Source organism: Deefgea sp. CFH1-16, from assembly GCF_016881365.1.
In the GTDB taxonomy this organism is placed as follows: domain Bacteria; phylum Pseudomonadota; class Gammaproteobacteria; order Burkholderiales; family Chitinibacteraceae; genus Deefgea.
Genome location: NZ_WLYT01000001.1, coordinates 564,437 through 585,522, shown reverse-complemented (window position 1 = coordinate 585,522; position 21,086 = coordinate 564,437). Strand labels below are relative to the sequence as shown.

Annotated in this window: 23 protein-coding genes and 1 pseudogene; 8 read left to right on the top strand and 16 right to left on the bottom strand. The window is 47.7% G+C overall.

Features of this window, described 5'->3' with window-relative positions:
* Nucleotide 1 precedes the first annotated feature (1 nt).
* Nucleotides 2-289 carry an MBL fold metallo-hydrolase gene (locus tag GKO28_RS03085; RefSeq protein WP_203563879.1) on the top strand — a complete coding sequence of 96 codons (288 nt, stop codon included), beginning with the start codon at nucleotides 2-4 and terminating at the stop codon, nucleotides 287-289.
* A 25-nt stretch (nucleotides 290-314) separates the two neighbouring features.
* Nucleotides 315-770 (top strand): hypothetical protein, encoded by a 456-nt coding sequence (locus tag GKO28_RS03080; RefSeq protein WP_203563878.1) that lies wholly within the window; start codon nucleotides 315-317, stop codon nucleotides 768-770.
* An 18-nt stretch (nucleotides 771-788) separates the two neighbouring features.
* On the opposite strand, the gene GKO28_RS03075 is transcribed toward GKO28_RS03080, so the two are convergent.
* The 9 genes and pseudogenes from GKO28_RS03075 to GKO28_RS03040 all read right to left on the bottom strand — a co-directional run bounded on the left by GKO28_RS03075 (nucleotide 789) and on the right by GKO28_RS03040 (nucleotide 11,128).
* On the bottom strand, nucleotides 789-2,396 hold the full coding sequence (locus GKO28_RS03075) for a hypothetical protein (RefSeq protein ID WP_182075320.1): 1,608 nt from the start codon (nucleotides 2,394-2,396) through the stop codon (nucleotides 789-791).
* Nucleotides 2,393-2,806, bottom strand: a complete 414-nt coding sequence (locus GKO28_RS03070) for an HIT family protein (RefSeq protein WP_182075319.1) — start codon at nucleotides 2,804-2,806, stop codon at nucleotides 2,393-2,395. The genes GKO28_RS03075 and GKO28_RS03070 overlap by 4 nt, the downstream gene beginning before the upstream one ends.
* Nucleotides 2,807-2,943: 137 nt before the next feature.
* A pseudogene (locus tag GKO28_RS03065) lies at nucleotides 2,944-6,806 on the bottom strand (DUF3683 domain-containing protein).
* Nucleotides 6,807-7,099: 293 nt separating this feature from the next.
* On the bottom strand, nucleotides 7,100-7,825 hold the full coding sequence (locus tag GKO28_RS03060; RefSeq protein ID WP_182075318.1) for a lipopolysaccharide assembly protein LapB: 726 nt from the start codon (nucleotides 7,823-7,825) through the stop codon (nucleotides 7,100-7,102).
* Nucleotides 7,795-8,106: a hypothetical protein gene (locus GKO28_RS03055; protein WP_182075317.1), complete on the bottom strand. Its 312-nt coding sequence runs from the start codon at nucleotides 8,104-8,106 to the stop codon at nucleotides 7,795-7,797. The genes GKO28_RS03060 and GKO28_RS03055 overlap by 31 nt, the downstream gene beginning before the upstream one ends.
* Nucleotides 8,107-8,170: 64 nt before the next feature.
* Nucleotides 8,171-8,863, bottom strand: a complete 693-nt coding sequence (locus GKO28_RS20995; RefSeq protein ID WP_282099214.1) for an iron-containing alcohol dehydrogenase — start codon at nucleotides 8,861-8,863, stop codon at nucleotides 8,171-8,173.
* Nucleotides 8,844-9,326 carry an iron-containing alcohol dehydrogenase gene (locus GKO28_RS20990; RefSeq protein ID WP_282099213.1) on the bottom strand — a complete coding sequence of 161 codons (483 nt, stop codon included), beginning with the start codon at nucleotides 9,324-9,326 and terminating at the stop codon, nucleotides 8,844-8,846. Before GKO28_RS20990 ends, GKO28_RS20995 begins: the two co-directional genes overlap by 20 nt.
* 79 nt (nucleotides 9,327-9,405) lie before the next feature.
* Entirely contained in the window at nucleotides 9,406-10,452 is a 1,047-nt protein-coding gene (locus GKO28_RS03045; RefSeq protein ID WP_182075316.1) for a hypothetical protein, read from the bottom strand.
* Between the two features lie 79 nt (nucleotides 10,453-10,531).
* Nucleotides 10,532-11,128, bottom strand: coding sequence for a YigZ family protein (locus GKO28_RS03040; protein ID WP_182075315.1), 597 nt, complete (start codon nucleotides 11,126-11,128; stop codon nucleotides 10,532-10,534).
* A gap of 233 nt (nucleotides 11,129-11,361) precedes the next feature.
* Here GKO28_RS03040 and GKO28_RS03035 point away from each other — a divergent pair, with 233 nt between their 5' ends.
* The 6 genes from GKO28_RS03035 to GKO28_RS03015 all read left to right on the top strand — a co-directional run bounded on the left by GKO28_RS03035 (nucleotide 11,362) and on the right by GKO28_RS03015 (nucleotide 15,872).
* The gene (locus GKO28_RS03035) at nucleotides 11,362-12,009 is read left to right on the top strand and encodes a hypothetical protein (RefSeq protein ID WP_307838935.1); all 648 of its coding nucleotides are present in this window, start codon (nucleotides 11,362-11,364) and stop codon (nucleotides 12,007-12,009) included.
* Nucleotides 11,915-12,133, top strand: coding sequence for an HAD hydrolase-like protein (locus tag GKO28_RS19095; protein ID WP_307838934.1), 219 nt, complete (start codon nucleotides 11,915-11,917; stop codon nucleotides 12,131-12,133). The genes GKO28_RS03035 and GKO28_RS19095 overlap by 95 nt, the downstream gene beginning before the upstream one ends.
* A gap of 296 nt (nucleotides 12,134-12,429) precedes the next feature.
* Nucleotides 12,430-12,981 (top strand): fibronectin type III domain-containing protein, encoded by a 552-nt coding sequence (locus GKO28_RS03030; protein WP_182075314.1) that lies wholly within the window; start codon nucleotides 12,430-12,432, stop codon nucleotides 12,979-12,981.
* Complete coding sequence (locus GKO28_RS03025; RefSeq protein WP_182075313.1) at nucleotides 12,894-13,868, top strand: fibronectin type III domain-containing protein; 975 nt, start codon at nucleotides 12,894-12,896, stop codon at nucleotides 13,866-13,868. Before GKO28_RS03030 ends, GKO28_RS03025 begins: the two co-directional genes overlap by 88 nt.
* Complete coding sequence (locus GKO28_RS03020; RefSeq protein WP_307839073.1) at nucleotides 13,856-15,352, top strand: Ig-like domain-containing protein; 1,497 nt, start codon at nucleotides 13,856-13,858, stop codon at nucleotides 15,350-15,352. The genes GKO28_RS03025 and GKO28_RS03020 overlap by 13 nt, the downstream gene beginning before the upstream one ends.
* Entirely contained in the window at nucleotides 15,315-15,872 is a 558-nt protein-coding gene (locus GKO28_RS03015; RefSeq protein WP_182075311.1) for a hypothetical protein, read from the top strand. Before GKO28_RS03020 ends, GKO28_RS03015 begins: the two co-directional genes overlap by 38 nt.
* 67 nt (nucleotides 15,873-15,939) lie before the next feature.
* On the opposite strand, the gene GKO28_RS03010 is transcribed toward GKO28_RS03015, so the two are convergent.
* From GKO28_RS03010 to GKO28_RS02980, 7 genes are all read right to left on the bottom strand, one after another.
* Nucleotides 15,940-16,335 (bottom strand): TOBE domain-containing protein, encoded by a 396-nt coding sequence (locus tag GKO28_RS03010; RefSeq protein ID WP_203563877.1) that lies wholly within the window; start codon nucleotides 16,333-16,335, stop codon nucleotides 15,940-15,942.
* Nucleotides 16,271-17,086: an ABC transporter ATP-binding protein gene (locus GKO28_RS03005; RefSeq protein WP_182075309.1), complete on the bottom strand. Its 816-nt coding sequence runs from the start codon at nucleotides 17,084-17,086 to the stop codon at nucleotides 16,271-16,273. The genes GKO28_RS03010 and GKO28_RS03005 overlap by 65 nt, the downstream gene beginning before the upstream one ends.
* Nucleotides 17,087-17,434: 348 nt before the next feature.
* A complete protein-coding gene (locus tag GKO28_RS03000; RefSeq protein ID WP_203563876.1) occupies nucleotides 17,435-17,839 on the bottom strand; it encodes a carbohydrate ABC transporter permease in 405 nt (134 codons plus the stop codon).
* The gene (locus GKO28_RS02995; protein WP_203563875.1) at nucleotides 17,739-18,275 is read right to left on the bottom strand and encodes a carbohydrate ABC transporter permease; all 537 of its coding nucleotides are present in this window, start codon (nucleotides 18,273-18,275) and stop codon (nucleotides 17,739-17,741) included. The genes GKO28_RS03000 and GKO28_RS02995 overlap by 101 nt, the downstream gene beginning before the upstream one ends.
* A gap of 162 nt (nucleotides 18,276-18,437) precedes the next feature.
* Nucleotides 18,438-19,343, bottom strand: coding sequence for a carbohydrate ABC transporter permease (locus GKO28_RS02990; RefSeq protein WP_182075308.1), 906 nt, complete (start codon nucleotides 19,341-19,343; stop codon nucleotides 18,438-18,440).
* 289 nt (nucleotides 19,344-19,632) lie between these two features.
* The gene (locus tag GKO28_RS02985) at nucleotides 19,633-20,721 is read right to left on the bottom strand and encodes an extracellular solute-binding protein (protein WP_203564293.1); all 1,089 of its coding nucleotides are present in this window, start codon (nucleotides 20,719-20,721) and stop codon (nucleotides 19,633-19,635) included.
* Nucleotides 20,711-20,878, bottom strand: a complete 168-nt coding sequence (locus GKO28_RS02980) for a hypothetical protein (RefSeq protein ID WP_203563874.1) — start codon at nucleotides 20,876-20,878, stop codon at nucleotides 20,711-20,713. Before GKO28_RS02980 ends, GKO28_RS02985 begins: the two co-directional genes overlap by 11 nt.
* Between the last annotated feature and the right edge of the window lie 208 nt (nucleotides 20,879-21,086).

The following is a 21,086-nucleotide window of genomic DNA, read 5'->3' as shown; positions in this document are numbered from 1 at the left end:
TATGACTTCATTGCGTGTATTAGGGTGTAGTGGTGGTATTGGTGGCGCCCACCACACCACCGCTTTTTTATTGAATCAAACTATTTTGCTGGATGCCGGCACCGGCGTGGCTGAGTTAAGTAGTGCAGAATTATTGCAAATTGAACACGTTTTTCTCACGCATGCGCATTTAGATCATATTGCCTATTTACCTTTATTGCTCGACGCCACGTTGGGGGCACGGACGCGTCCAGTGATTGTGCATGCTTGTGCCGCGACGATTCAAACGCTGAAAACGCATATTTTTTAATTGGCTAATTTGGCCCGACTTTAGTGTGATTCCATCGGCTGAGCAGCCCTTGCTGCAATATGTGCCGATTGAAGTGGGGCAAACGCATTGCATTGATGATTTGGCCATCACGGCATTGCCCGCCGAGCACACGGTTGCGGCATTGGCGTTTCAAGTGAGCAATTTAACGGCATCGCTGGTGTTGAGTGGCGATACCATTGGTGGAGCCGCATTTTGGCAGGCGGTGAATCAGATTAGCGACTTAAAGGTGCTAATTATTGAAACTGCATTTGCCGAATCCAATGCCAAACTGGCCCAATTAGCCAAACACCTTTGCCCGAGCACTTTAGCCCGCGAGTTAAAATCAGCGCCCGCCGGCGTTGAGGTGTTAATTACCCATTTAAAACCCAGCGAAGATGAGCAAACCATGGCGCAGATCTTGGCATTGTTGCCCACAACTGCGGTACGGCGCTTAATTCAGGGGGAAATTATTCAGTTTTAGCGCCGTTGGCAGGGGAAGCTAATCCATTGTCCCAGAAGCCACAAAATGGACGCGCTCAAAATCAGCGCCGCGACTTAAAATACTGACTAAGCGAATTCGTGTTTTGCGGTAGCCATCCCATAATTCGAGCAATCGACCTTGGCGAAACCAGCCGGTAGGCAGTAGCAAGGAGTTGGGTACCTTTAAGGCCACAAGCGCCGGCACCAATAGCACCGACATATAATCAGTTTGCCCAAAGCGCGCCGCATCTTGGGCGCGAATGGATGCTGCTTGTGGTACACCGGGTAGCAATTGCACGCCGATGGTGAGCTGTTGGTCTTGTTCAGAAAGCCAACGAATCTGCCCCATCAAATACTGCTGCTGGTCTTGAATAATCAATAATTGCTGTAAAGCAATGCGTTCTTCGCCAATCGGCGCTGCTAAGCGTAAACCAGTGGCGGTTTCATCAATCACCTGCCAAGGCAGGGTACGAATTACCGGTGCCGATTGCGCAGACGCGCTCGTTTGACCGAATAAACGAATTTGCATTAATTCTTCGCTGCTGATTTGCGCCTCAGCTTGCGGTGGTGGCGTAAAGCGACCTACCGCCATCCATTGGTGTAAATTGCTCAGCCCAAAACCGATTTGAGCGGTTTTTTGGCTTGCCCGACGTGCTAAACAACGCTCAACAGGGTGCTCGCACCATTGCCGATATAAATCGGTGAGCAGCGCTTCTGCCGCTTGCAGGCTTAATGTGGTACCTAAACCGATTTTTTCTGGCATTTCGCCACGGCGGAGTAATTTAATGCGTTTGCTGAGCGCTTGAGCCAATTGCAAGGTGCTGATGGCCATTTCGCTGTCTTTGCTTGGCCGATCACGGCGCTCTGGCGCAGCAGGTAATTCAAAATCAATGGTGAAAGCTGGGCGATTCGGTAGCGTTTCGGCAATATGCTCTAAGGCGCAACGGCTAGAAAATACTTCTAAACACGCTGAAATCCACATTAGATTGCGCAAATTGTATTGAAACGGATTCGCTGCCGACAGTAATAAACTATGGATAAACACATTTTCTGGCGTGGTGACGCCGCCAATTGTAATTAAACTATCTTTGGCTTTTTGCTGCGCGACCCCCAAGCGCTGTGCTTGGGTGTAATGACTAAATTGCTGCGCCCATTGTGCTTGTGGAATGACACGGTGCACCAAAATATAACAAATATTGACTTGTAAGCTGTAATACAAAGTACGTTCAGCCAATAAGGTCATATATTCAGCAACATCACTCTGGCCAGCGATGGCCGCTTGCCAAATCGATGCATAGCTTTGTTCTAAGTCTTGCCATAGCGTAAGCGCTGCTTGCCAAGATTGATGTTCGATCTCGGTCAGTGGCAGTGCTTTTTGGGTGTAACGATTTAAAAAACCGTCTTGTAATACATGGATGGTTTCGCGAAATTGCTCAATAATTTTTAGGCGATCTAAAGCCGCCAGTTGGCTGTGATTGAGCGCGGTGATGGCTGAGCGGACTTCTGCATGCGCCACTGGCACATTAATTAAAGGCAGTAATTTCAGCCAATCTCTGGCGCTTCTGGCGTCTTGAAATGGTGGCGTGGCGATTGCTGCATCTATGGCAGTGGGGCGTGGGATATTCATACAACGATGTGCATTAATTGTTGTTTTAATTGTGCCAGTTGATCAGTGCTGACCATCGGTTCGGCTTGGCGCTGTGCGGTGGCCCAGATGGGCGCAGGGAAGTGCGGGTCATTTTCCCAGCGCGGAATAATATGCCAGTGCACGTGTGGCACCATATTACCTAAGCTGGCTAAATTAATTTTATGCGGATTTAAGCATTGCCGAACGATGCGTTCGACTTCCCAAACGAGGTTCATTAGCTGATTTCGCTCAGACGGCGTTAAATCGGTCATTTCAACCCGATGCGCGTTTAAAATCACGCGGCATAGTCCCGGATAGCCGGCCTCATCGGCCAAAATAATGCGTGCAAAATCATTTTGCCACATTAACTCGCCACCCTCGGTGGTACACAGTAGACAGTTGGCCTGCATGAGCAATCCTCTACGCAATCGAACTGATCGTTGCAAAAAATAGAAGTTAAAAAAGAGGGCGCCGAAATATCGCGCCCTCTTGCTATTGATGGGTTACCTAGTTTGTAACGCAGTATTGGGCCAAACGTCAACAGACCCTAGAGTAACACGCGCTCAATACCACCTTGGCTGGCTTGTTTGACATAGTCAGGCATCCAGTTCGGGCCAAGCACGTTTTTAGCGATTTCAATGACAATGTAATCAGCCGTGGTATCTGCATCATTATCATATCGGCTTAAACCTTGCAGGCATGACGGACATGAAGTCAGAATCTTCACTTTGGCTTTCGTGTCATTGGCATCGCTACGCAGTTTAGCCGCGCCTTTTTCCATCTCTTCTTGCTTACGGAAACGCACTTGCGTCGAGATGTCAGGACGGGCTACGGCAAACGTGCCGGACTCACCACAGCAACGATCATTCAGATCAACACGTTGCCCCATCAATTCATTAGCGACATCGATGCCTTTATAGGTTTTCATCGGGGTATGGCATGGCTCGTGATACATATACTGGGTACCACTCACACCCTCAAGTTTGACGCCTTTTTCAAGCAAATACTCATGAATATCGAGTAGGCGGCAACCGGGGAAAATATCTTCAAAGCGATATTTTTGCAGCTGATCCATACACGTACCACACGACACCACGACAGTTTTAATGTCGAGATAATTCAAGGTGGTAGCCAGCCGATGAAATAACACGCGGTTATCCATCGTAATTTTGTCACCCTTGTCTTGTTGACCGCTCGAGGTTTGTGGGTACCCACAGCAGAGGTAGCCCGGTGGCAACACCGTGGTTGCGCCCACATGCCACAGCATGGCTTGTGTGGCTAAACCCACTTGGCTAAATAAGCGCTCTGAGCCGCAACCTGGGAAGTAAAACACCGCTTCAGTGTCTTCATTCAGGCGTTTTGGATCGCGAATCACCGGCACCACATTGCTGTCTTCAACATCGAGTAAAGCGCGGGCGGTTTTTTTCGGTAAGCCGCCGGGCATCGGTTTATTCACAAAGTGAATGACCTGTGCTTTGAGCGATGCCGTGCCTAGCGTCGCTGGTGGTGCTTTGGTGACGTTTTTAATTAAGCCAAAGCGTTTGGCCAGCGTGTGCGCCAAGCGTTGGCCTTTATAGCCCCAGCCGATCATGACAGTACGCATCAATTTGATGGTGGCTGGGTCTTTCATCGTCAAGAACGCCATGCCCAGCGCAGAGCCGGGATTGAATTTCTTTTTGCCCTCTTTACGTAAGAAATTACGCATGGCAATGGTCACGTCACCAAAGTCGATTTTAACTGGACATGGATTCACACAGCGATGGCAAACCGTACAATGGTCAGCCACGTCACCGAGTTCTTCAAAATGCTTAAGCGAAATCCCGCGCCGCGTTTGTTCTTCGTACAAGAAGGCTTCGGTGAGCAACCCCGTGGCTAAGATTTTATTGCGCGGGCTATAGAGTAAATTCGCCCGTGGTACATGCGTTGAGCAGACCGGTTTACATTTACCGCAGCGCAAACAGTCTTTGACCATATTGCTGATATTGCCGATGTCTGACTGCTCTAAAATCAGCGATTCAGTGCCCAGCAGGCTAAACGATGGCGTATACGCATCGCGCAAATCCGCGCCGGGCATGAGCTTGCCTTTGTTAAAGTGCCCGTTTGGATCGATACGTTGTTTGTAGGCTTCAAACGGCGCCAGCTCTTCGCGCGTTAAGAATTCATACTTGGTAATGCCGATGCCGTGCTCGCCAGAAATCACCCCGTTGAGCTCACGCGCTACGCGCATAATGCGGGCAACGGCATGGTGTGCGCGTTGCAGCATTTCGTAATCGTCAGAATTCACTGGGATATTGGTATGCACATTGCCGTCACCGGCGTGCATATGCAGCGCTATCCAGGTGCGGCTTTTGAGTACTTTTTGCTGAATTGCGTGAATCGCATCCAAAATTAATTTGTCGGTGCGCCCGCCAAACAGCGTTTCTAAATCAGTGAGTAATTCACGTTTGTATGAAATTCGCAGCACTGAGTCGCGCAGGGCATGAAATACACTTTGCGGTAATTCATCCGGATCGAGGATTTTTTCTAGCGGCATCATTGGGAATGCGGTTTGATACAGTTCAAACGCATCATCCAAATTGCGACCGACCCATTGCCAGTGAATGCGCGAACGTTCAATAAAGGCCAGCGCCGATTCACGGCGATCGCCAATCAGCACATCGTGACTGACCGGCGCATCGCTGGTATCAAACGGCAGGCGTCCTTGCTGGAAAAACGCCGTTAGTTTGTCGAGTAACTCGAGCTTGTTATGAATCGACAATTCAATATTAATACGCTCAATCGCATCAGAATAGTCGCCCAAACGCGGTAGTGGAATCACCACGTCTTCATTAATTTTAAAGGCGTTGGTGTGCTTGGCAATGGCGGCCGTGCGAGCGCGATCGAGCCAGAATTTTTTGCGTTGTTCAGGTAATACCGCCACAAATCCTTCGCCGCCACGCGCGTTGGCGAGTTGCACCACATGGCTGGTGGCTTCGCCGAGTGCGCGTTCATCGTCCGATACAATATCGGCGATCAACACCATTTTGGGGCGACCTTTACTCTTGGCCTTGGTGGCATAACCCACGGCGCGCACATAGCGCCAATCTAAATGCTCTAAACCCGCCAGCTGCACCGTTGGATGGGCATCCAGATAATTTTTAATCTCAACAATCGACGGTACTGCGCGGCTGACTTCACCAAAAAACTCTAAACACACGGTGCGGATATGATTCGGCATGCGGTGTAAAACAAAGCGCGCACTGGTAATTAAGCCATCACAGCCTTCTTTTTGAATGCCCGGCAAGCCTGCTAAGAATTTATCGGTAACGTCTTTACCCAGGCCTTCTTTTCTAAATTTGGCCCCTGGAATCACCAAGGTTTCTTCGCCGATTTTGGTTTTGCCATCGGGTTTAAATTTTGCTGATGCAAAACGTTGCTTGCGGCGCATCGTGGATTTTGCCCAGATTGTGATCCATCCATCCGCTCGATGAACAACCAATTGCCATCGGGGTCGACCATTTTCCAGCTCACCAGATTGTCGAGCGCTGTGCCCCACAACACGGCTTTTTTACCGCCAGCATTCATCGCCACATTGCCGCCAATACAAGAAGCATCGGCCGAAGTTGGATCGACTGCAAACACTAAACCGGCTTCTTCCGCCGCTTCCATCACGCGGCGGGTCACAACGCCTGCGCCGCAATGAATGGTGGTGACGTCGTGATTCACACCAGCAATGCGCATGGTCTCTACGCCTTGATGGCGATCGAGTTTTTCAGTGTTAATCACCGCCGAGAGCGGCGTGAGCGGCACTGCGCCGCCGGTATAGCCGGTGCCGCCGCCACGAGGAATCACGGTTAACCCGAGCTCAATACAGGCCGCAACCAAGGGGGCCATTTCGGCTTCGGTATCTGGGCACAGCACCACAAATGGATATTCAACGCGCCAATCGGTGGCGTCCGTCACATGGCTCACGCGCGCTAAACCATCAAATTGGATATTATCGCGGCGGGTGTGGGCGGCCATTTTTTTAAGCGTTTTTTTGCGCAAAATGGCAACGTCACGAAATTCGCGTTCAAACGCATCCACCGCTTGCCGTGTGCGAGCGAGTAAAATATTTACTCGCTCATTACTTTGGCGGCGTTTTTCAATTTCGTGCAAACGGTGGTGCATTGCTTCAACTAAGAGTTGTAAGCGTTTATTGTTTTCCAGTAAATCGTCTTGGACGTAAGGATTGCGTTTCACGACCCAAATATCACCCAATACTTCAAACAGCATCCGTGCCGATCGGCCGGTTTTACGCTCTTGCCGTAATTCATCCAGTACCCGCCATGCATCTTCACCCATCAGGCGAATGACAATTTCACGATCGGAAAAAGAAGTGTAGTTGTAGGGAATTTCGCGCAAACGTTCAGGCGAGGTCACGTGGCTCACGGCGGTGGGATCCATCATGAAGGGCGTCTCCAGCAGGCAATTACGGCTAAAGAGTGAATTTTTAACGGAAAAAATGCTCGATGAAAGTCGCAAATTTAATGTGGGTATCGTAAAAAACATAATTGACTGACGTTAAGCTGGTTTTATTTTGATTTTTACGCAGTGTTTCTTGTTTTTTGCTGACTCTTTGCCATTAGTCAATCGTCGTAATCGACAGTATTACGCAGAATCTATGTTTAATCGCTGTGGCGGTACTTGGGTTGGGGTTGACGTTGAGTACGGCTCAACAGACCCTAGGCAAACGGCAACTCCATCGTCTCGAGTTCGGCTTGATGAATTTCGTTGCGTAATTGCAGCCGTAAATGCTGGTGTTGGTCTTGATGACGCTGGGCGGATTCGGGATCGTGTTTGACGGTGTAACTTTGCGCTAGGGCAGCATGAATGCTGGCTTGCTGATGACGAATCCCTAAATGGCTGGCGGTATACAGCGCCGAATGCAGTGTTTCAATGGCTAAATCAACGTCGCCTTTGGCGGTTTGACATCGACCTAACACCAGCATGGTATTGGCTTCGCTCCATTGATGGTGATGCAGACGATTGATTTTGAGTGCCACCATCAAACTAATGGTGGCGCGATCCAGATCACCACGTAAGAATTGAATCAAGCCAATATTCATATAAATCTCACCCTCATTGCGATAGCTTTGATCGGCTTTGACTAAGGGCAGGGCACTTTTTAAGTTGCGATAGGCTTCGTCGAGCTGCGCGCAGCCGATTAAATCTGCCGCAATATTAATTAAAATACTGGCATGTAAATGATGGTCTTCATGGCTGGCGAGCTCTTGCGCTTTGCGGTGATGGGTGAGCGCTGTTTGATAGTGTTCATGGGCATAATACAGTTGCCCTAAACCAATATGTGCTTGAACGCGAGACTCCAGCGCGATGGCCTCGTCGGGTAGGGTGAGGCAGCGATTCCAGCTATCACGAGCTAGATGATAGGCACCAAGGGTATATTGCACACGAGCATATATAGATTAAGGCGTGCACCCTCATACGTAGCAATATTTTCTAGATTGGCGAGTGTATTTAATTCAGCTAAATCGCGTAATGATTCAAGGTAGCGACCAAAATTAAAATGCGCTTGCGCGCATAAAAATAGCGCTTGCGCAAACAGGCGGATTGCTTTGAGTTGCTGAGCCAGAGGCTTGGCGCTCAAGGCCAGCTGCAAGGCCTCGGCGCTTTGGGTATGGACTAATTTTTGCGCACGATTGAGGCTACGTTCAAGTTCAACAAGGGTCATTATTGATATCGCATTAGGCGGAATCAGCAGCATACCATTGTTATATTTAAAATTTACAAGCCTATCAGCTTGTTGTCAGTAAAATGGCACGACAATCCTCGGTATTTAAGTCAGCTTTCTCGCCAAGTAGTAAGCGATTGTGGCGTATCAGTTGTGCTGCCACGCGATCGGCGGCTTCAGCGGCATCGATTTGATAGTCGCTCAATCGTGTCGGCAAACCCATGGCAATAAAAAATTGCTCAGTCGCGGCAATGGCTTGCTGCGCGACGCTGATATCGTCACCGTGAAGCTGCCAAACGCGGCGGCCCATTTGCGTTAATTTGGCTTGTTTGGCGGCAAAACGATAACGCCACAGGGCGGGCAAAATAATTGCCAAGGTGCGCGCATGATCAAGGCCATACAACATCGTTAACTCATGGCCCATGGCATGCGTGGCCCAATCTTGGGCTTGGCCCAGTCCGACTAAGCCAAACAAGGCTTGGTTGGCAGCCCACATCATATTGGCGCGTGCCGCATAATCATTGGGATCATGTAAAGTAATCGGGCCGACTTCGATTAGTGTTTGCAAAATGCCTTCGGCCAAACGATCTTGAACTCGCGCATCGCATGGATAAGTCAGGTATTGCTCGGTGGTGTGCACAAAGGCATCGACAATGCCATTACCAATTTGTTGAGCAGGCAAAGACAGCGTGCTGCTTGGATCAAGAATGGCAAAGTTGGGGAACACTAAAGGGTTTTTAAACGAGAGTTTTGTCATTGGTTTCACGGCGTGAAATCACTGCGGCAAAATTACTTTCTGATCCGGTGGCGGGTAGCGTTAACACTACGCCAATCGGTAATGCGCTCAGTAGTGGCGTGCGATTGCCAACGATCAGCCAGCAATCGCCAGTATGTGGGATGGCTGCGGCAATAAATTTAGCGCCATCGATGACCGAGCCACCGCCGACGGCCAAGATATAGTCGAGTTGCTGCTCACGGCCAAAACGCACGGCTTGCATTAAGGTTTCGTATTCAGGATTGGCTTCAATGCCAGAAAAAGCTTGCCAGTGATGACTTTTAAGCGCGCTGCAAACTTGGTCATACACGCCGTTGCGATGAATGCTGCCGCCGCCGTAGAGCAATAAAACACGCGCTTGCGGGGGAATTAATGTGCTGATTTTGGCGATACTGCCGTGACCAAATTCGATACGACAGGGATTATGAAAGCTAAAGTTTTGCATTGTTCGCCACCAAAAAGTCAGTCAATAGACCCAGTATATCGCGGTGTGGTGGCGCAATGCCTTACTGTGTTTGATTTGTTTATGCTGGCACAACGATTGACGAGGTCGTTGGATGACTTTGCAGTAATTGTTGCTCAAGTTGCGCTAGCCGCGCAAACAACTGTGGGTCGAGCAATCGGTGGAAATTTTCTTGATAAAGCCGATGATGATATTCCGCTTCGGGAGCTTGGCCCATTTCACGAAATAGACCGGCTAAAAATTGATGAATTAAAAAAATCTTATGCCCACAACCCATGCGCTTGGACATATCGAGTGCACTCATAAAGCTGGCCACAGCCGCCGACAATTGCCCTTGCGCTTGCTGGGTGCGACCATGGACGATGTGCCAGCTAATTTCACCCCAAGCCCAAAAATGTACAATGTGGCGGCCTTCTTGAATATAGGCATTGGCCTCTAGGTATTCGCCTCGGGCTAAGGCCAGCAGTGACTTATAAGAAAATACCTCGCCAAGATATTCTAAATGCTGGATGGTACGAGTAATGGCTTCGGCTTTATTGAGCGCGACTTGCGCCGCAGCAAAATCCTCTAGCGCGTATAAATCAGCCACTAGATTAATACACAGCCGAGCTTGCAATTCATGATTGGTCTGCGCATTGATCCGTGATTCGGCTTGACGATGGTGGCGCAGCGCATCGGCAAAGCGGCTACAGGCGAAATAGATTTGCCCTAAACCAATATGCGCATTAATCCGTGTTTCATTGGCAAATTGGACATTGCCCAAATCAAGACAATCAGACCAATAATCAATCGCTGTGCTGTATTCACCGAGGGTGTAGTGCGCGACGCCCAAGTGATGCAATAGATCGCCGCGCTCGGCTTCTAAATCATTGGCTTCGGCGATAACTAAAGCGGGCAGTAGGGCATGACAGCCTTCATGGATTTGGCCAAAAGCAAACAACATGCTCATCTGTTGATGTGAGGCGGCAATTTGCAGACGCGGGGAGCAGCCCGTTTTAGCCTGCTGAGCCGCTTCTGTAGCCAGTGCCAATGAAGTGTTAGGCTCGCTATACGTGAGCTGCTTGCTGCGCTCAAGTAAGGCTAAAACTTGACTTTCCGATGAGTTCATTTTGCTGCACCTGCACAATGCGGACTTAAAGCTTACGCGCTGTACGATGAGCTATCAATATATTTAGAAAAAACGATGACTATGTGTCACTTTCAAGTAAGCGTAATTGCCCGCGACAGAGTTGATGTAGTTGATTGAGTGTGGTTTCTCGCAAATGGCGAGGGAGCGTTAAGCTCAGAATGACTTCGGTGTTGGTAAAATCGCTGCGGCCAATGTCAATGCTGTGTTGTTGCAAGTAGTGGCGAACTTTATTTTCTTCGGCAAACGGCAGCGCCACTTGCAATACATCCATTGGCACGGTTTCGATATATTCAGCGGCCAATAAAGGGCGCGCAATCGCATCGGTGTAGGCCCGAGTTAAGCCACCGGCCCCGAGCTTAATGCCGCCAAAGTAACGAATCACCACCGCCAAAACACCATCTAAATGCTTATGTTGCAAAACTTGCATCATCGGCCGCGCGGCAGTACCCGATGGTTCACCATCGTCCGACATTCCCGATTCACCACCAGCGAGTAAGGCCCAGCAAACATGCCGTGCTTCGGGGTGTTGTTGTTTAAAGTCGGCGACTAAGGCTAAAGCTTGGGCGCGATTACTTACCGGAATGACATAACCGATAAAACGACTTTTTTTAATAATGATTTCTGCGTCAACCGCATTGGCTAGTGTGGTGCTCATGTCAGCATTTTACCCGCCATGCTGGATAAGTCGATCTGTAAAAGTGGGCTTGCCGCCGTGGGCTTTGCCCGCATGCCGCGTGAACGTCGCAGCTTTTTGTTTGATCTAGCCCCAATGACGTGGCTATTTAATCGATTGATTGGGGGGCAACGCAAAAAAGCGTATTAATCGAGCTGCACTGCGCAGCCCCATGGTGTAGCCTTATTGTTTTTTTAATGGTGTGGAGTTGCGCTGTGATTAAAAGCATTATTTCTGATATGGATGGCGTAATTTATCGCGGCAAGCAAATGATTCCGGGGGCAGATACCTTTGTACAGAAATTGCTTTCGGCCAATGTACCGTTTTTGTTTTTGACCAACAATGCGTCACAAACGCCGCTCGATTTGAAACTTAAAGTGGAAAGTTTAGGCATTCATGGCCTAACTGAAGACAATTTTATTACCAGCGCAATGGCCACTGCGATGTTTTTACGCAGCCAAAAAGAGGGCGCCAAAGTGTATGTGATTGGCGGTGGCGGCTTGATTAATGAGTTGTATAACGTTGGGTTTTCGATGTCCGAATCCAATCCCGATTATGTGGTGGTGGCCAAATCGACCACGTTTAGTTTTGAGCAACTGAAAAAAGCCGTGCACTTTATCGACCATGGCGCCAAATTTATCGGCACCAATCCCGATATGATAGACCCGGTTGAGGGCGGTTACGAGCCAGCAGCCGGCACGATTTTGGCAGCGATTTCGGCAGCCACCGGCAAAAAAACCGTATATCGTCGGCAAGCCGAATGCATTAATGATGATGATCGCCAGTCGAAAATTGGGCGTTCATCCCGAAGAATGCTTGATGGTCGGCGACCGGATGGACACCGATATTGTTGGCGGCCTTGAAGCTGGTATGAAAACCGCGCTGGTGCTGTCGGGCGTGACTAAGCTCGACATGCTCAATGAATTCCCATATCGCCCTGATTATGTATTTAACGACGTGGGTGAAATTGAATTTGCTCAGCTGTAACCCTAAAGTCCGTATTTTGAAGCGCTGTGTTGATGTAAATCAGCACGGCTTTTTTGTGTTGTTTTTCAATTTCAATTTGATCTTTTGCATCTGACGTTTTTAAACCTCATTGATTTTAAATAGCTGTACCTTATCTTTCTAGAATATTAGTATTTACTAATTAACGATTGCTTGTTGTTCCGATATAAATGAAATTACCAAGAAAATTTTCCATGTTTTTCATTTTAGATTGTTGATTATAAATCGTTTTTTGTCGGATGTACGAGGTTTACGCTGATTAAATGAGAGGAAGGTATATGTCTAAAAAATATTTAATGCTAGTGGCACTCACTTTGTTAGTTGCTTGCTCTAGTGGTGATGGGGAGGGCGATCATTTGATTTCGCCTGAACTTGGCGGTGGAGATAATTCAGAATTATCTGCGGTCGTACTTCAAGATCCTGTCATTTCTGATAGCACAATTACTTTGCGCTGGAATGCTGTGGCAAAAGCGAATTCGTATAAAGTATTAAGGAGAATGAATTTAGCAGGGCAAGAGTCACGAGAGTTGGAATGGGGTGAAATTGCAAATATCTCAACAACAGAGTTTGTTGATAGCCAGTTAGATGCGAATCAAAGTTATAACTATAAAGTTCAAGCTTGCAATACCAAATGCAATCAAGGTACAGAGTTGAATGTTAGCACTTTGCCACCGCTTAAATCCCCCCCTGAAATGTTAATACAATTGGGCGTGCAAAGCAAGTATTTTCAGATCGAATTGAATTGGCTTGGGATGATGTTGAAAAGGCAAGCTATTATCGCCTCTGGCGGGATGAAAACTGGGCTATTGCAGGTGGCGCAGATATTATAAGCACAGGTTTTGTTGATAAAAACTTGCAAGCAGGAACAACTTATCGTTATCAATTGCAAGCATGTAATTTAGCAGGGTGCTCTGCAAAAAGTGCTGCGTTTGAAGTAAGCACTACAGCAGTGGCCACTACACCAACACCCGTCGTTACACCCACACCAGTTGTTTCGGCGACACCTGTTGTTACACCAAAGCCAACACCAAGTGCTCCTACTGGTTTAAATGCTTCAAATATTAAAGAAAATCAAATTGATTTAGCTTGGTCACTTGTAAATGGTGCTGATCGTTATGTATTAATGCGCGACAGTGCTTTATTGAGTGATTTTGCGGCAAATAGCTATGTAGATCATGGGCTTATTGCAGATACGGCGTATCGTTACGCCGTGAAGGCGTGTAGTGGAAATATTTGTTCAGCATTGAGTACTGAGTTAAATATAAAAACTTTACCTAAGAGCTTGATTGTACCTCCTGCACCTAATGCTTTGGTTGATGGTCGTAAAGTGATTACCTTAAGCTGGCCTGCGGTAGATGGTGCAACATTTTATAAATTGAGTCGTAATGATGCGCCCATTGGCGGCAATATTACTGACTTGAATTATACCGATACTGGATTAACAGCGAGTCAAACCTATCGTTATTCCTTGCAAGCGTGTAATGCGAACTCTTGTTCGGCAGAGGGGCCGACACAAGAAGTGACTACTCGTGCTGGTGAACAACTCTTTTTTGAGGTTTCAGGTTTCGATGATTCGACAAATTCTTCAGTACCACTTCATGTATATACGGAACAAAATGGTTCGACGATGTATTTAGATCAATACGCAAGTTTTTCTCGTAATGGCAAAATCCTCAATGGTCGAGAGATTTATGGCCGGGGGCTATATATCGCGTAGATGTAAGGGGGGCGTCAGGAACTGGGCAAACTTGCACTTCGAATGCTTCTGGAAAGTACTTTAATAATGGCGGCAAAGCGGCTGTAGTACAAATTACATGTACAACTGCAGCAAATATTACTTTTGATTCTCCGAATGCCGAGGTTTATTTAACCACGCCAGCAGCTAAGTTATTAAATTTTAAGGTCACACGAATTAGTGATCAGCAAGAGCTGCAGACAAATGCTGTGCGTTATCACAGCGAGAATCCACTGATTGCCAGAGTTGATGCAGAAACGGGGGTAGTTACGGCAATTAGTGTGGGTTCAACGCGAATTGTGGCTAAATTACCAGCAAGTTATAACGGTGCTGAAGCGGCTTATCAGCTTTCTGTGAAAACACCTCAAAATTTACGAATAAATCGCCTTGAAATAGGTAGTAGCCTTTTACATGTACCAAATAGTGTTTTTCAAACATTAGTACCAGGGCGTCCTGCTTTAGTGCGTGCTTATATTTCATCGACTCAAAATGCAACAAGCACAGCTCAAGTGACTTTACATGTGCAAGGGGGCGGAAAGGCATTAATCAAACCGATGACCTGCCCGAATACTCTGCCTTGGAATCTGGACGGGGCACAGATTAAACCAAGCTATAAATTAGCAGATACTTGTTATGCTTGGATCGATGGGCCAGATGTTAAAGCCATTATGGGTAATGATTTACAAGTGAAAGTTCAGGTTGATGGTGATCTTTCAGCGCAAGTTGCGCCAAAGGTGCATCAAAATGGCTTAATGCGTGTCGTTGTTGTGCCATTTCGTCGTGATGGTGTAGTGCCTAAAGTACCAACTAAAGCGCAAATTGAAGAAGAAATTATGACTAAAATGCCGTTTGTTCAGGCTGAGGTCACTATTCGCGAGCCATTTGATGTCGATTCTTCGGTGGTTGGTACTTCTGCGGCATTGAAAATTGCAGATAGTTTAAGAAAACAAGAAAACCCTAGTAGTCATTACTATGGTGTTATTTCCCCGCCATATGGTGGTGGTGTGATTGGGATGGGGTATGTGGGTTATCCTGCAGCAGCAGGTCGTGAGGGCGACCCAAATGCATTTCATTTTACTTTTTCTCATGAAGTGGGACATAACTTGAATCTAAACCATGCTTCATGCGGAACTAGTGGTGGTCTGGATTCATTTTGGAAGCAATTTCCGGAGGCATGGCCAGGCGCAAGTAACGGCGTGCGCAGTGAAGCCCCTATTTTTGATCTTCGTTCTGGTGAGTTGATTGCTAACAATGTATGGACTGCTGACTTGATGGGGTATTGTTCATCGGGTATTTGGTTTTCTGAATATACGTATTCCAAGATGTCTGATTATATTTCAAGAAGTAGCCTGTTTACGTTGCCAAAGACTTTAAGTGCAAACCAAAAATTGGCAATTAAACAAAAAAACTTCTCAGAGCAATCGGTTGATGATTTCAGGTACTTTATTTGCGAATGGAGTCGCTAGTCTTGATCCAGTTCGCTTACTTGGGGCGGGAGAGTTAAACTCAGATTTAGGTAAACCAAGTAAAGATCAGTATGAAATATATATTTATACTGCTGACGGTAAAGTGAGAGTAGAGCGTATTGTTCCAATGGAAGTTAGCCATACTGATGAACGACATTTTTCTGTGTTAACTGCCGCTGTGGTCGATATTGTGCGAATAGAAGTGGTAAAAAATGCCGTGCCATTGAAAATGCAAGCAAAAATGATGGCTCGTTCTCAACTGCGAGTATCAAATTGGACGAGTCCAAATCCTGCATTAATTCAAATTACTGGCCATTCAGTGCAATTGACTTGGGATTCCGCTCGCTATACATGGGCTGATGCAACATATCTCGCGGCAGATGGGCAGCGTAGGGTCTTAGGCTTATCTTTGCAAGGCGGGCGTAAATCATTACAGTTACCTGCTAATGTCGTCGGCGGACAACTTGAGGTGTCGTTAAGTGATGGTCTTAACAGTACTTTATATGTGAAACAGATGTAAGCCTTATATCGCAGGTTAAATCAAGAACACCGCAGCATGTTTGTCGCCGCTGCGGTGTTCTTTTTTTTTAAACTTCGTTAAGTACATTTTTGTGCTGGCGCGACGACTGCATATTGCCGGGTTTTAAGCGGCGTAGCGCTTGACCATCGGCATTAAAGACATGAAACGCATGACTTGGCGCGCTAATGCTGATTGGCGTACCGAGTTTGACTTCGCGTTCGCCATCGCCGCGAACCACGATATCGACGCCATTGGCCAGCGTGAGATACAGATAATTGGCTTCACCTAAATGTTCCACTAAATTAACGACCCCAACTAGGGGTATGCCGCTGTGAGCCTCTTCAATTAAATGCTCTGCGCGTATACCTACTGTGACCGCATCGCCCACTTGTGCGCTGTCATTGGCTACTAGTGCGGTAATATCGATGCCACCCGCCAAAGTAATCGATAAACCTTCGGGCAAAATGGCTTGCACCACGCCTTGGAGTAAAATTCATCTTGGGCGAACCAATAAATCCGGCGACAAATAAATTGGCGGGTTGCTGGTAGAGTTCAAGCGGCGTGCCGGCTTGCTGAATATGGCCGCCTTCCATAACGACAATTTTGTCACCGAGTGTCATCGCTTCGATTTGATCGTGCGTCACATAAATCATTGTGGCGTTTAAATCGCGGTGCAATTTAGCGATTTCCAGTCGCGTTTGTACCCGTAATGCGGCGTCCAAGTTCGATAGTGGCTCGTCAAACAAAAATAATTTCGGCTCACGCACAATTGCCCGACCAATTGCCACACGCTGGCGCTGGCCGCCGGAGAGTTCGCGCGGTAGGCGCTCAAGCAAATGATCAATTTTTAAAATTTTGGCGGCATTTTTAATCCGCACGTCGATTTGCGCTTTGTTTTCACCGGCGATTTTGAGGCCAAACGCCATGTTTTTGTACACGCTCATATGTGGATACAGCGCGTAGCTTTGGAACACCATCGCGATGCCGCGCTCGGCCGGAGTCAGATCATTGACCACGGTGTCACCAATGGCAAGTTCTCCGCCGGTAATGGATTCCAAACCGCAAATCATCCGCAGCAGCGTCGATTTACCGCAGCCCGACGGGCCGACCAGCACCACGAACTCGCCGTGCTGTACATCTAGATGGATACCATCCAATACTTTGGCTTTGCCGTCGTAGGATTTAGAAAGATTATTTAGTGTTACGTTGGCCATAAGGCACCTCTTGAAAACAATAATTTAAGTCGCGTGATCGTGTTAAAAACATCCACCACAGAGGCACAGAGACACAGAGGAAATAACTGGCTCGCTGCCGTGTTCTGGGCTAGCAAATTGCTTGGTTTGTTTATCGTTCTCGATGATGCAAGTTCGAGTTACTCCTTTCCATGTTGTCCACAGGGCACTTTAGAAGCCGCATTAGCGTTTTTCTCTGTGTCTCCGTGCCTCTGTGGTGAAGGGGTTTTTACCCACCTATTTCACCGCTCAGCGTTAAGAACTTCAAAAATCGCCATGCGTTTTTCTCTGTGTCTCTGCGCCTCTGTGGTGCAAGATTTTTTACCCAATTTATTTCACCGCCCCCGAAGTCAGGCCACGAATCAGTTGGCGTGAGAAGATGCTGTATAAAATCAGCACCGGAATCACTGCCAGGCTGAGTGCGGCCAAGACGGAGTTCCAGTCGGTGACGTATTGACCAATAAATTGCTGCACACCAAGCGTGACGGTTTGCGTTTCTTCGCTGGGCGCTAAAATCAGCGGGAACCATAAATCGTTCCACACCGGAATCATCGTAAACACCGCGACCGTGGCCACGGCAGGGCGAATGAGCGGCAAAATCACTTGGAAGAAAATCTTAAATTCACCAACACCATCACAGCGCGCGGCTTCTTTGAGCTCTTTTGGGATTTGCGCGATAAACTCGCTCAAAATCATCACCGCCAGCGGCAAGCCTTGCGCGGTGTAGACCAGCACCAAGGCGGTTAGGGTGTTGATCAGGATTGAGCTGCACGATGAGCTCCAAAATCGACACTGTGCCCAAGCGAATTGGCACCATAATCCCGATCATCATATAAATCGCCAGCATACGATTGCCACGGAATTTGTATTCCGACAGCGCCCAAGCCGCCATTGCGCCAAATAGCAAAATCAACGCCAGTGAGGCCAGCGTGACGGTCAGGCTATTGCCGAAATACAGCATGAAATGCGATTTCGCGATGACCTTTTCAAAGCCGCCTAAAAAGAACGTTTCAGCGGTGGGAAAAGCCAGCGGATTATCAAAAATCGCCGCTTTGGTTTTAAAGGCGTTAATTAAAATTAATACAATCGGAAACAAAGCCAGCAGCGTGTAGCCACCGAGCATGCAATGCACGCCAAAGGCGGAGAGTGGTTTGTATATCTTTCGTGTCATAAAAATTCCTAATGACGAGATTAAAATGAGATTGCAACAAATAACGACCACAGAGACGCAGAGGCACGGAGAAAAATCAAAATCTAAACAGCGCCTTTATAGAGATAGGGCTGGGGCTGGTTTTCCTCTGCGTCTCTGTGCCTCTGTGGTTCATGTTTCACATCACAACTCGTAACGCGTCAGCTTGCGCTGCACGAAGTAAAAGTAAGCGCCGACGCCACAGAGGATGACCAGGAACATCAGCGTTGCCACTGCCGCGCCCATGGTTGGGCTGCCGATTTGGCTTTGGTAGCCAAAGAAGGTGCGGTAAAACAAAGTCCCTAAAATATCGGTACTGTAGTTCGGCCCAGCAATCGCGCCTTTCACCGAGTAAATCAAATCAAAGGCATTAAAGTTGCCGACATAAGTCAGAATCGTTACTAGTCCTAGCGTGGGTAAAATCAGTGGCAGTTTGATTTCCCAGAAAATACGCCAAGCAGACGCGCCTTCGACGTAGGCCGCTTCGACAATGTCTTCAGGTACGGCCAGTAGCGCGGCGTAAATCAGCATCATTGGGATGCCAACGAATTGCCAAACTGAAATTAAAGCGAGGGTAATCAGCGCTGAGCCTTCTTCACCGAGCCATGGCTTAAAATACTCCCCCAGTCCGACGGCATTGAGCATTGATTCTGAAACGCCCCACAGTGGCGACAAAATCAGCTGCCAAATAAACCCAATAATCACCACTGAGAGCAGCGTGGGGAGGAAAATAAAAGTGCGGTATTGCCGCGTGAACTTGAGCCCTTTGAGTGATAACAGCGTGGCTAAGATCAAGCCAATTGGGTTTTGAATCAGTAAATGAATCAAAAAAAACTTAAAGTTATTGCCCATTGCATTCCAAAACGCGCTTGACCAAGCGGGGTCGGTGAGAATAGTTAGGTAATTACTCAATCCCGAAAAATGGCTGGCACCAGTGTCGTTGGTGGCGTAAAAGCCAAGACGCAAAGTGTCGAGTAAAGGTAAGGCGCTAAAGACCGAATAAATCAGTACCGCAGGCGCAAGAAATAAGACGATATGCCAGCGTTTCATTGCCAACTCCAAAAATCAAAAAAGATGGGTCAATCACAGTGGATGTATATGGTGGGTTGTCGCTTACGCTCCGTAACCCACCCTACGAGCCGAATCAATCAGTACCGCAGGCGCAAGAAATAAAACGATATGCCAGCGCTGCATCGCAACTCCAATAAATCAAAAAAGACGGGTCAAGCACAGGGGATGTATTGGATGGGTTGTCGCCCCGCTCAATAACCCCGCCTACGAAAAAAAAGCCGGCGGCAAGCCGCCAGCTAAACTCACGCTGGGGTGAGAGGCGGATCAATTATTTTTGCTGCGGGGCGTACCATTTTGCAAAACCAGTTTGGATTTGCGCTGCGGCGTCTTTCGGTGCCATTTTGCCGTTGAGCACTTGCGAGCTGACATTCCACAATTCATTTTCCATCGCCGGTGTGCCACGGTTCATGATTTGCGCGTTGAGACGAATGGTGGATTTGCAGCTTTTGCGCCAATCGAGCATTTGTTTGGCCACTGGGTCTTGTACTGCAATCAGGTGATTCGAAAGCGAGAAAAAGCCGGTGACTTTATTGGTGTAGAGGTCGGCAAATTCTTGTGAACCAAGCCAAGTCAAAAATTTATACGCATCGGCTTTGTTTTTGGCTTTTGGGTTTACGCCCATACCAATATCGGTGTGATCCGAGATATAGCATTGGTCACCCGCTTTGGCGACTGGCGGTGGGAAGGCGCCAAAATCCAAGCCTTCTTTATTAAAGTAAGCGATGTCCCAGCTACCGGCTGGGTACACACCGGCTTTGCCCATGGCAAACAAGTTTTGGCTATCAGCATAGGTTTGCGCTGAAGCGCCTTTACCCATCAACGGGCCCATTTTGCTCAGTTGTTCCCAAGCGGCAACAAATTGTGGGTCGGTAAATTTGGCTTTACCGGCGATTAAGGCTTTGCGGCCTTCTTCGCCTTTCCAGCTATTGGCACCAACATTGGTCAAGACAGTTTGGTTTGATTCCCACTGATCGGCGGTGCCTAAAGCGATTGGCGTTTTGCCGGCGGCTTTGATTTTTTCCATGGCGGCAAAGAACTCAGCTTGCGTTTTGGGTACTGGCAAGTTCAGATCTTTAAAGATTTTTTTATTGTAAAAATACCCATGAATGACCGAGGCCATTGGCATACAGTACGTCGCTTTGCCATCATCGGTTTGCCATGCCACTTTGGCAGAGGCGGGGAAGTTTTCCATGCCGGCTTTGCCGTCGAGTTTTTCGAGCTGACCTTTTTTAAATAAATCCAGTGATTTATCAAATGGACGGCAAGTGATTAAATCGCCAGCAGTACCACCGGTAAGGCGGGCGGTTAAGCTTGAATCGTATTCAGTGGGAGCCGTTGGCGTAAATTTAACTTGAATGCCTGGGTTCTTTTTTTTGAAACGCTGGAATTAACACTTCTTCCCATAGGGCTTTATCATCGACTCGCCATGATTCGATATTCACGGTTCCCGCTTGAGCTGTTCCTGCTGCCAATAAAGTCGCTAGTACAAGATGACGTGTGTTCAGAGTGCGCATGCGATTAAATCCTCGTGTGATGTATGCCGTGATCTATTTGTCTCGGTGGCGCTAAATTAGCATCGAGTAATTTGTGACACTAGCGGCGGGGATTTTTCGCAAAATTATGCTGATGTTGTTGAATTTGTTGAGTTACATGACATTGGTCTGCATTTTGTACGTTACAAAAAATCACAGGAAAATTGCCAAAAAACGGCAAAATGCTGAC

What these genes read in the sequence shown, in the direction of transcription:
- GKO28_RS02995 (WP_203563875.1), bottom strand. Translation starts at nt 18,275, where the DNA reads ATGACACGAAAGATATACAAACCACTCTCCGCCTTTGGCGTGCATTGC.
- GKO28_RS02980 (WP_203563874.1), bottom strand. Translation starts at nt 20,878, where the DNA reads ATGCGCACTCTGAACACACGTCATCTTGTACTAGCGACTTTATTGGCA.
- GKO28_RS03045 (WP_182075316.1), bottom strand. Translation starts at nt 10,452, where the DNA reads ATGAACTCATCGGAAAGTCAAGTTTTAGCCTTACTTGAGCGCAGCAAG.
- GKO28_RS03040 (WP_182075315.1), bottom strand. Translation starts at nt 11,128, where the DNA reads ATGAGCACCACACTAGCCAATGCGGTTGACGCAGAAATCATTATTAAA.
- GKO28_RS03005 (WP_182075309.1), bottom strand. Translation starts at nt 17,086, where the DNA reads ATGGCCAACGTAACACTAAATAATCTTTCTAAATCCTACGACGGCAAA.
- GKO28_RS03015 (WP_182075311.1), top strand. Translation starts at nt 15,315, where the DNA reads ATGATTTCAGGTACTTTATTTGCGAATGGAGTCGCTAGTCTTGATCCA.
- GKO28_RS02990 (WP_182075308.1), bottom strand. Translation starts at nt 19,343, where the DNA reads ATGAAACGCTGGCATATCGTCTTATTTCTTGCGCCTGCGGTACTGATT.
- GKO28_RS03085 (WP_203563879.1), top strand. Translation starts at nt 2, where the DNA reads ATGACTTCATTGCGTGTATTAGGGTGTAGTGGTGGTATTGGTGGCGCC.
- GKO28_RS03075 (WP_182075320.1), bottom strand. Translation starts at nt 2,396, where the DNA reads ATGAATATCCCACGCCCCACTGCCATAGATGCAGCAATCGCCACGCCA.
- GKO28_RS03030 (WP_182075314.1), top strand. Translation starts at nt 12,430, where the DNA reads ATGTCTAAAAAATATTTAATGCTAGTGGCACTCACTTTGTTAGTTGCT.
- GKO28_RS03055 (WP_182075317.1), bottom strand. Translation starts at nt 8,106, where the DNA reads ATGACCCTTGTTGAACTTGAACGTAGCCTCAATCGTGCGCAAAAATTA.
- GKO28_RS20995 (WP_282099214.1), bottom strand. Translation starts at nt 8,863, where the DNA reads ATGACAAAACTCTCGTTTAAAAACCCTTTAGTGTTCCCCAACTTTGCC.
- GKO28_RS03070 (WP_182075319.1), bottom strand. Translation starts at nt 2,806, where the DNA reads ATGCAGGCCAACTGTCTACTGTGTACCACCGAGGGTGGCGAGTTAATG.
- GKO28_RS20990 (WP_282099213.1), bottom strand. Translation starts at nt 9,326, where the DNA reads ATGCAAAACTTTAGCTTTCATAATCCCTGTCGTATCGAATTTGGTCAC.
- GKO28_RS19095 (WP_307838934.1), top strand. Translation starts at nt 11,915, where the DNA reads ATGATGATGATCGCCAGTCGAAAATTGGGCGTTCATCCCGAAGAATGC.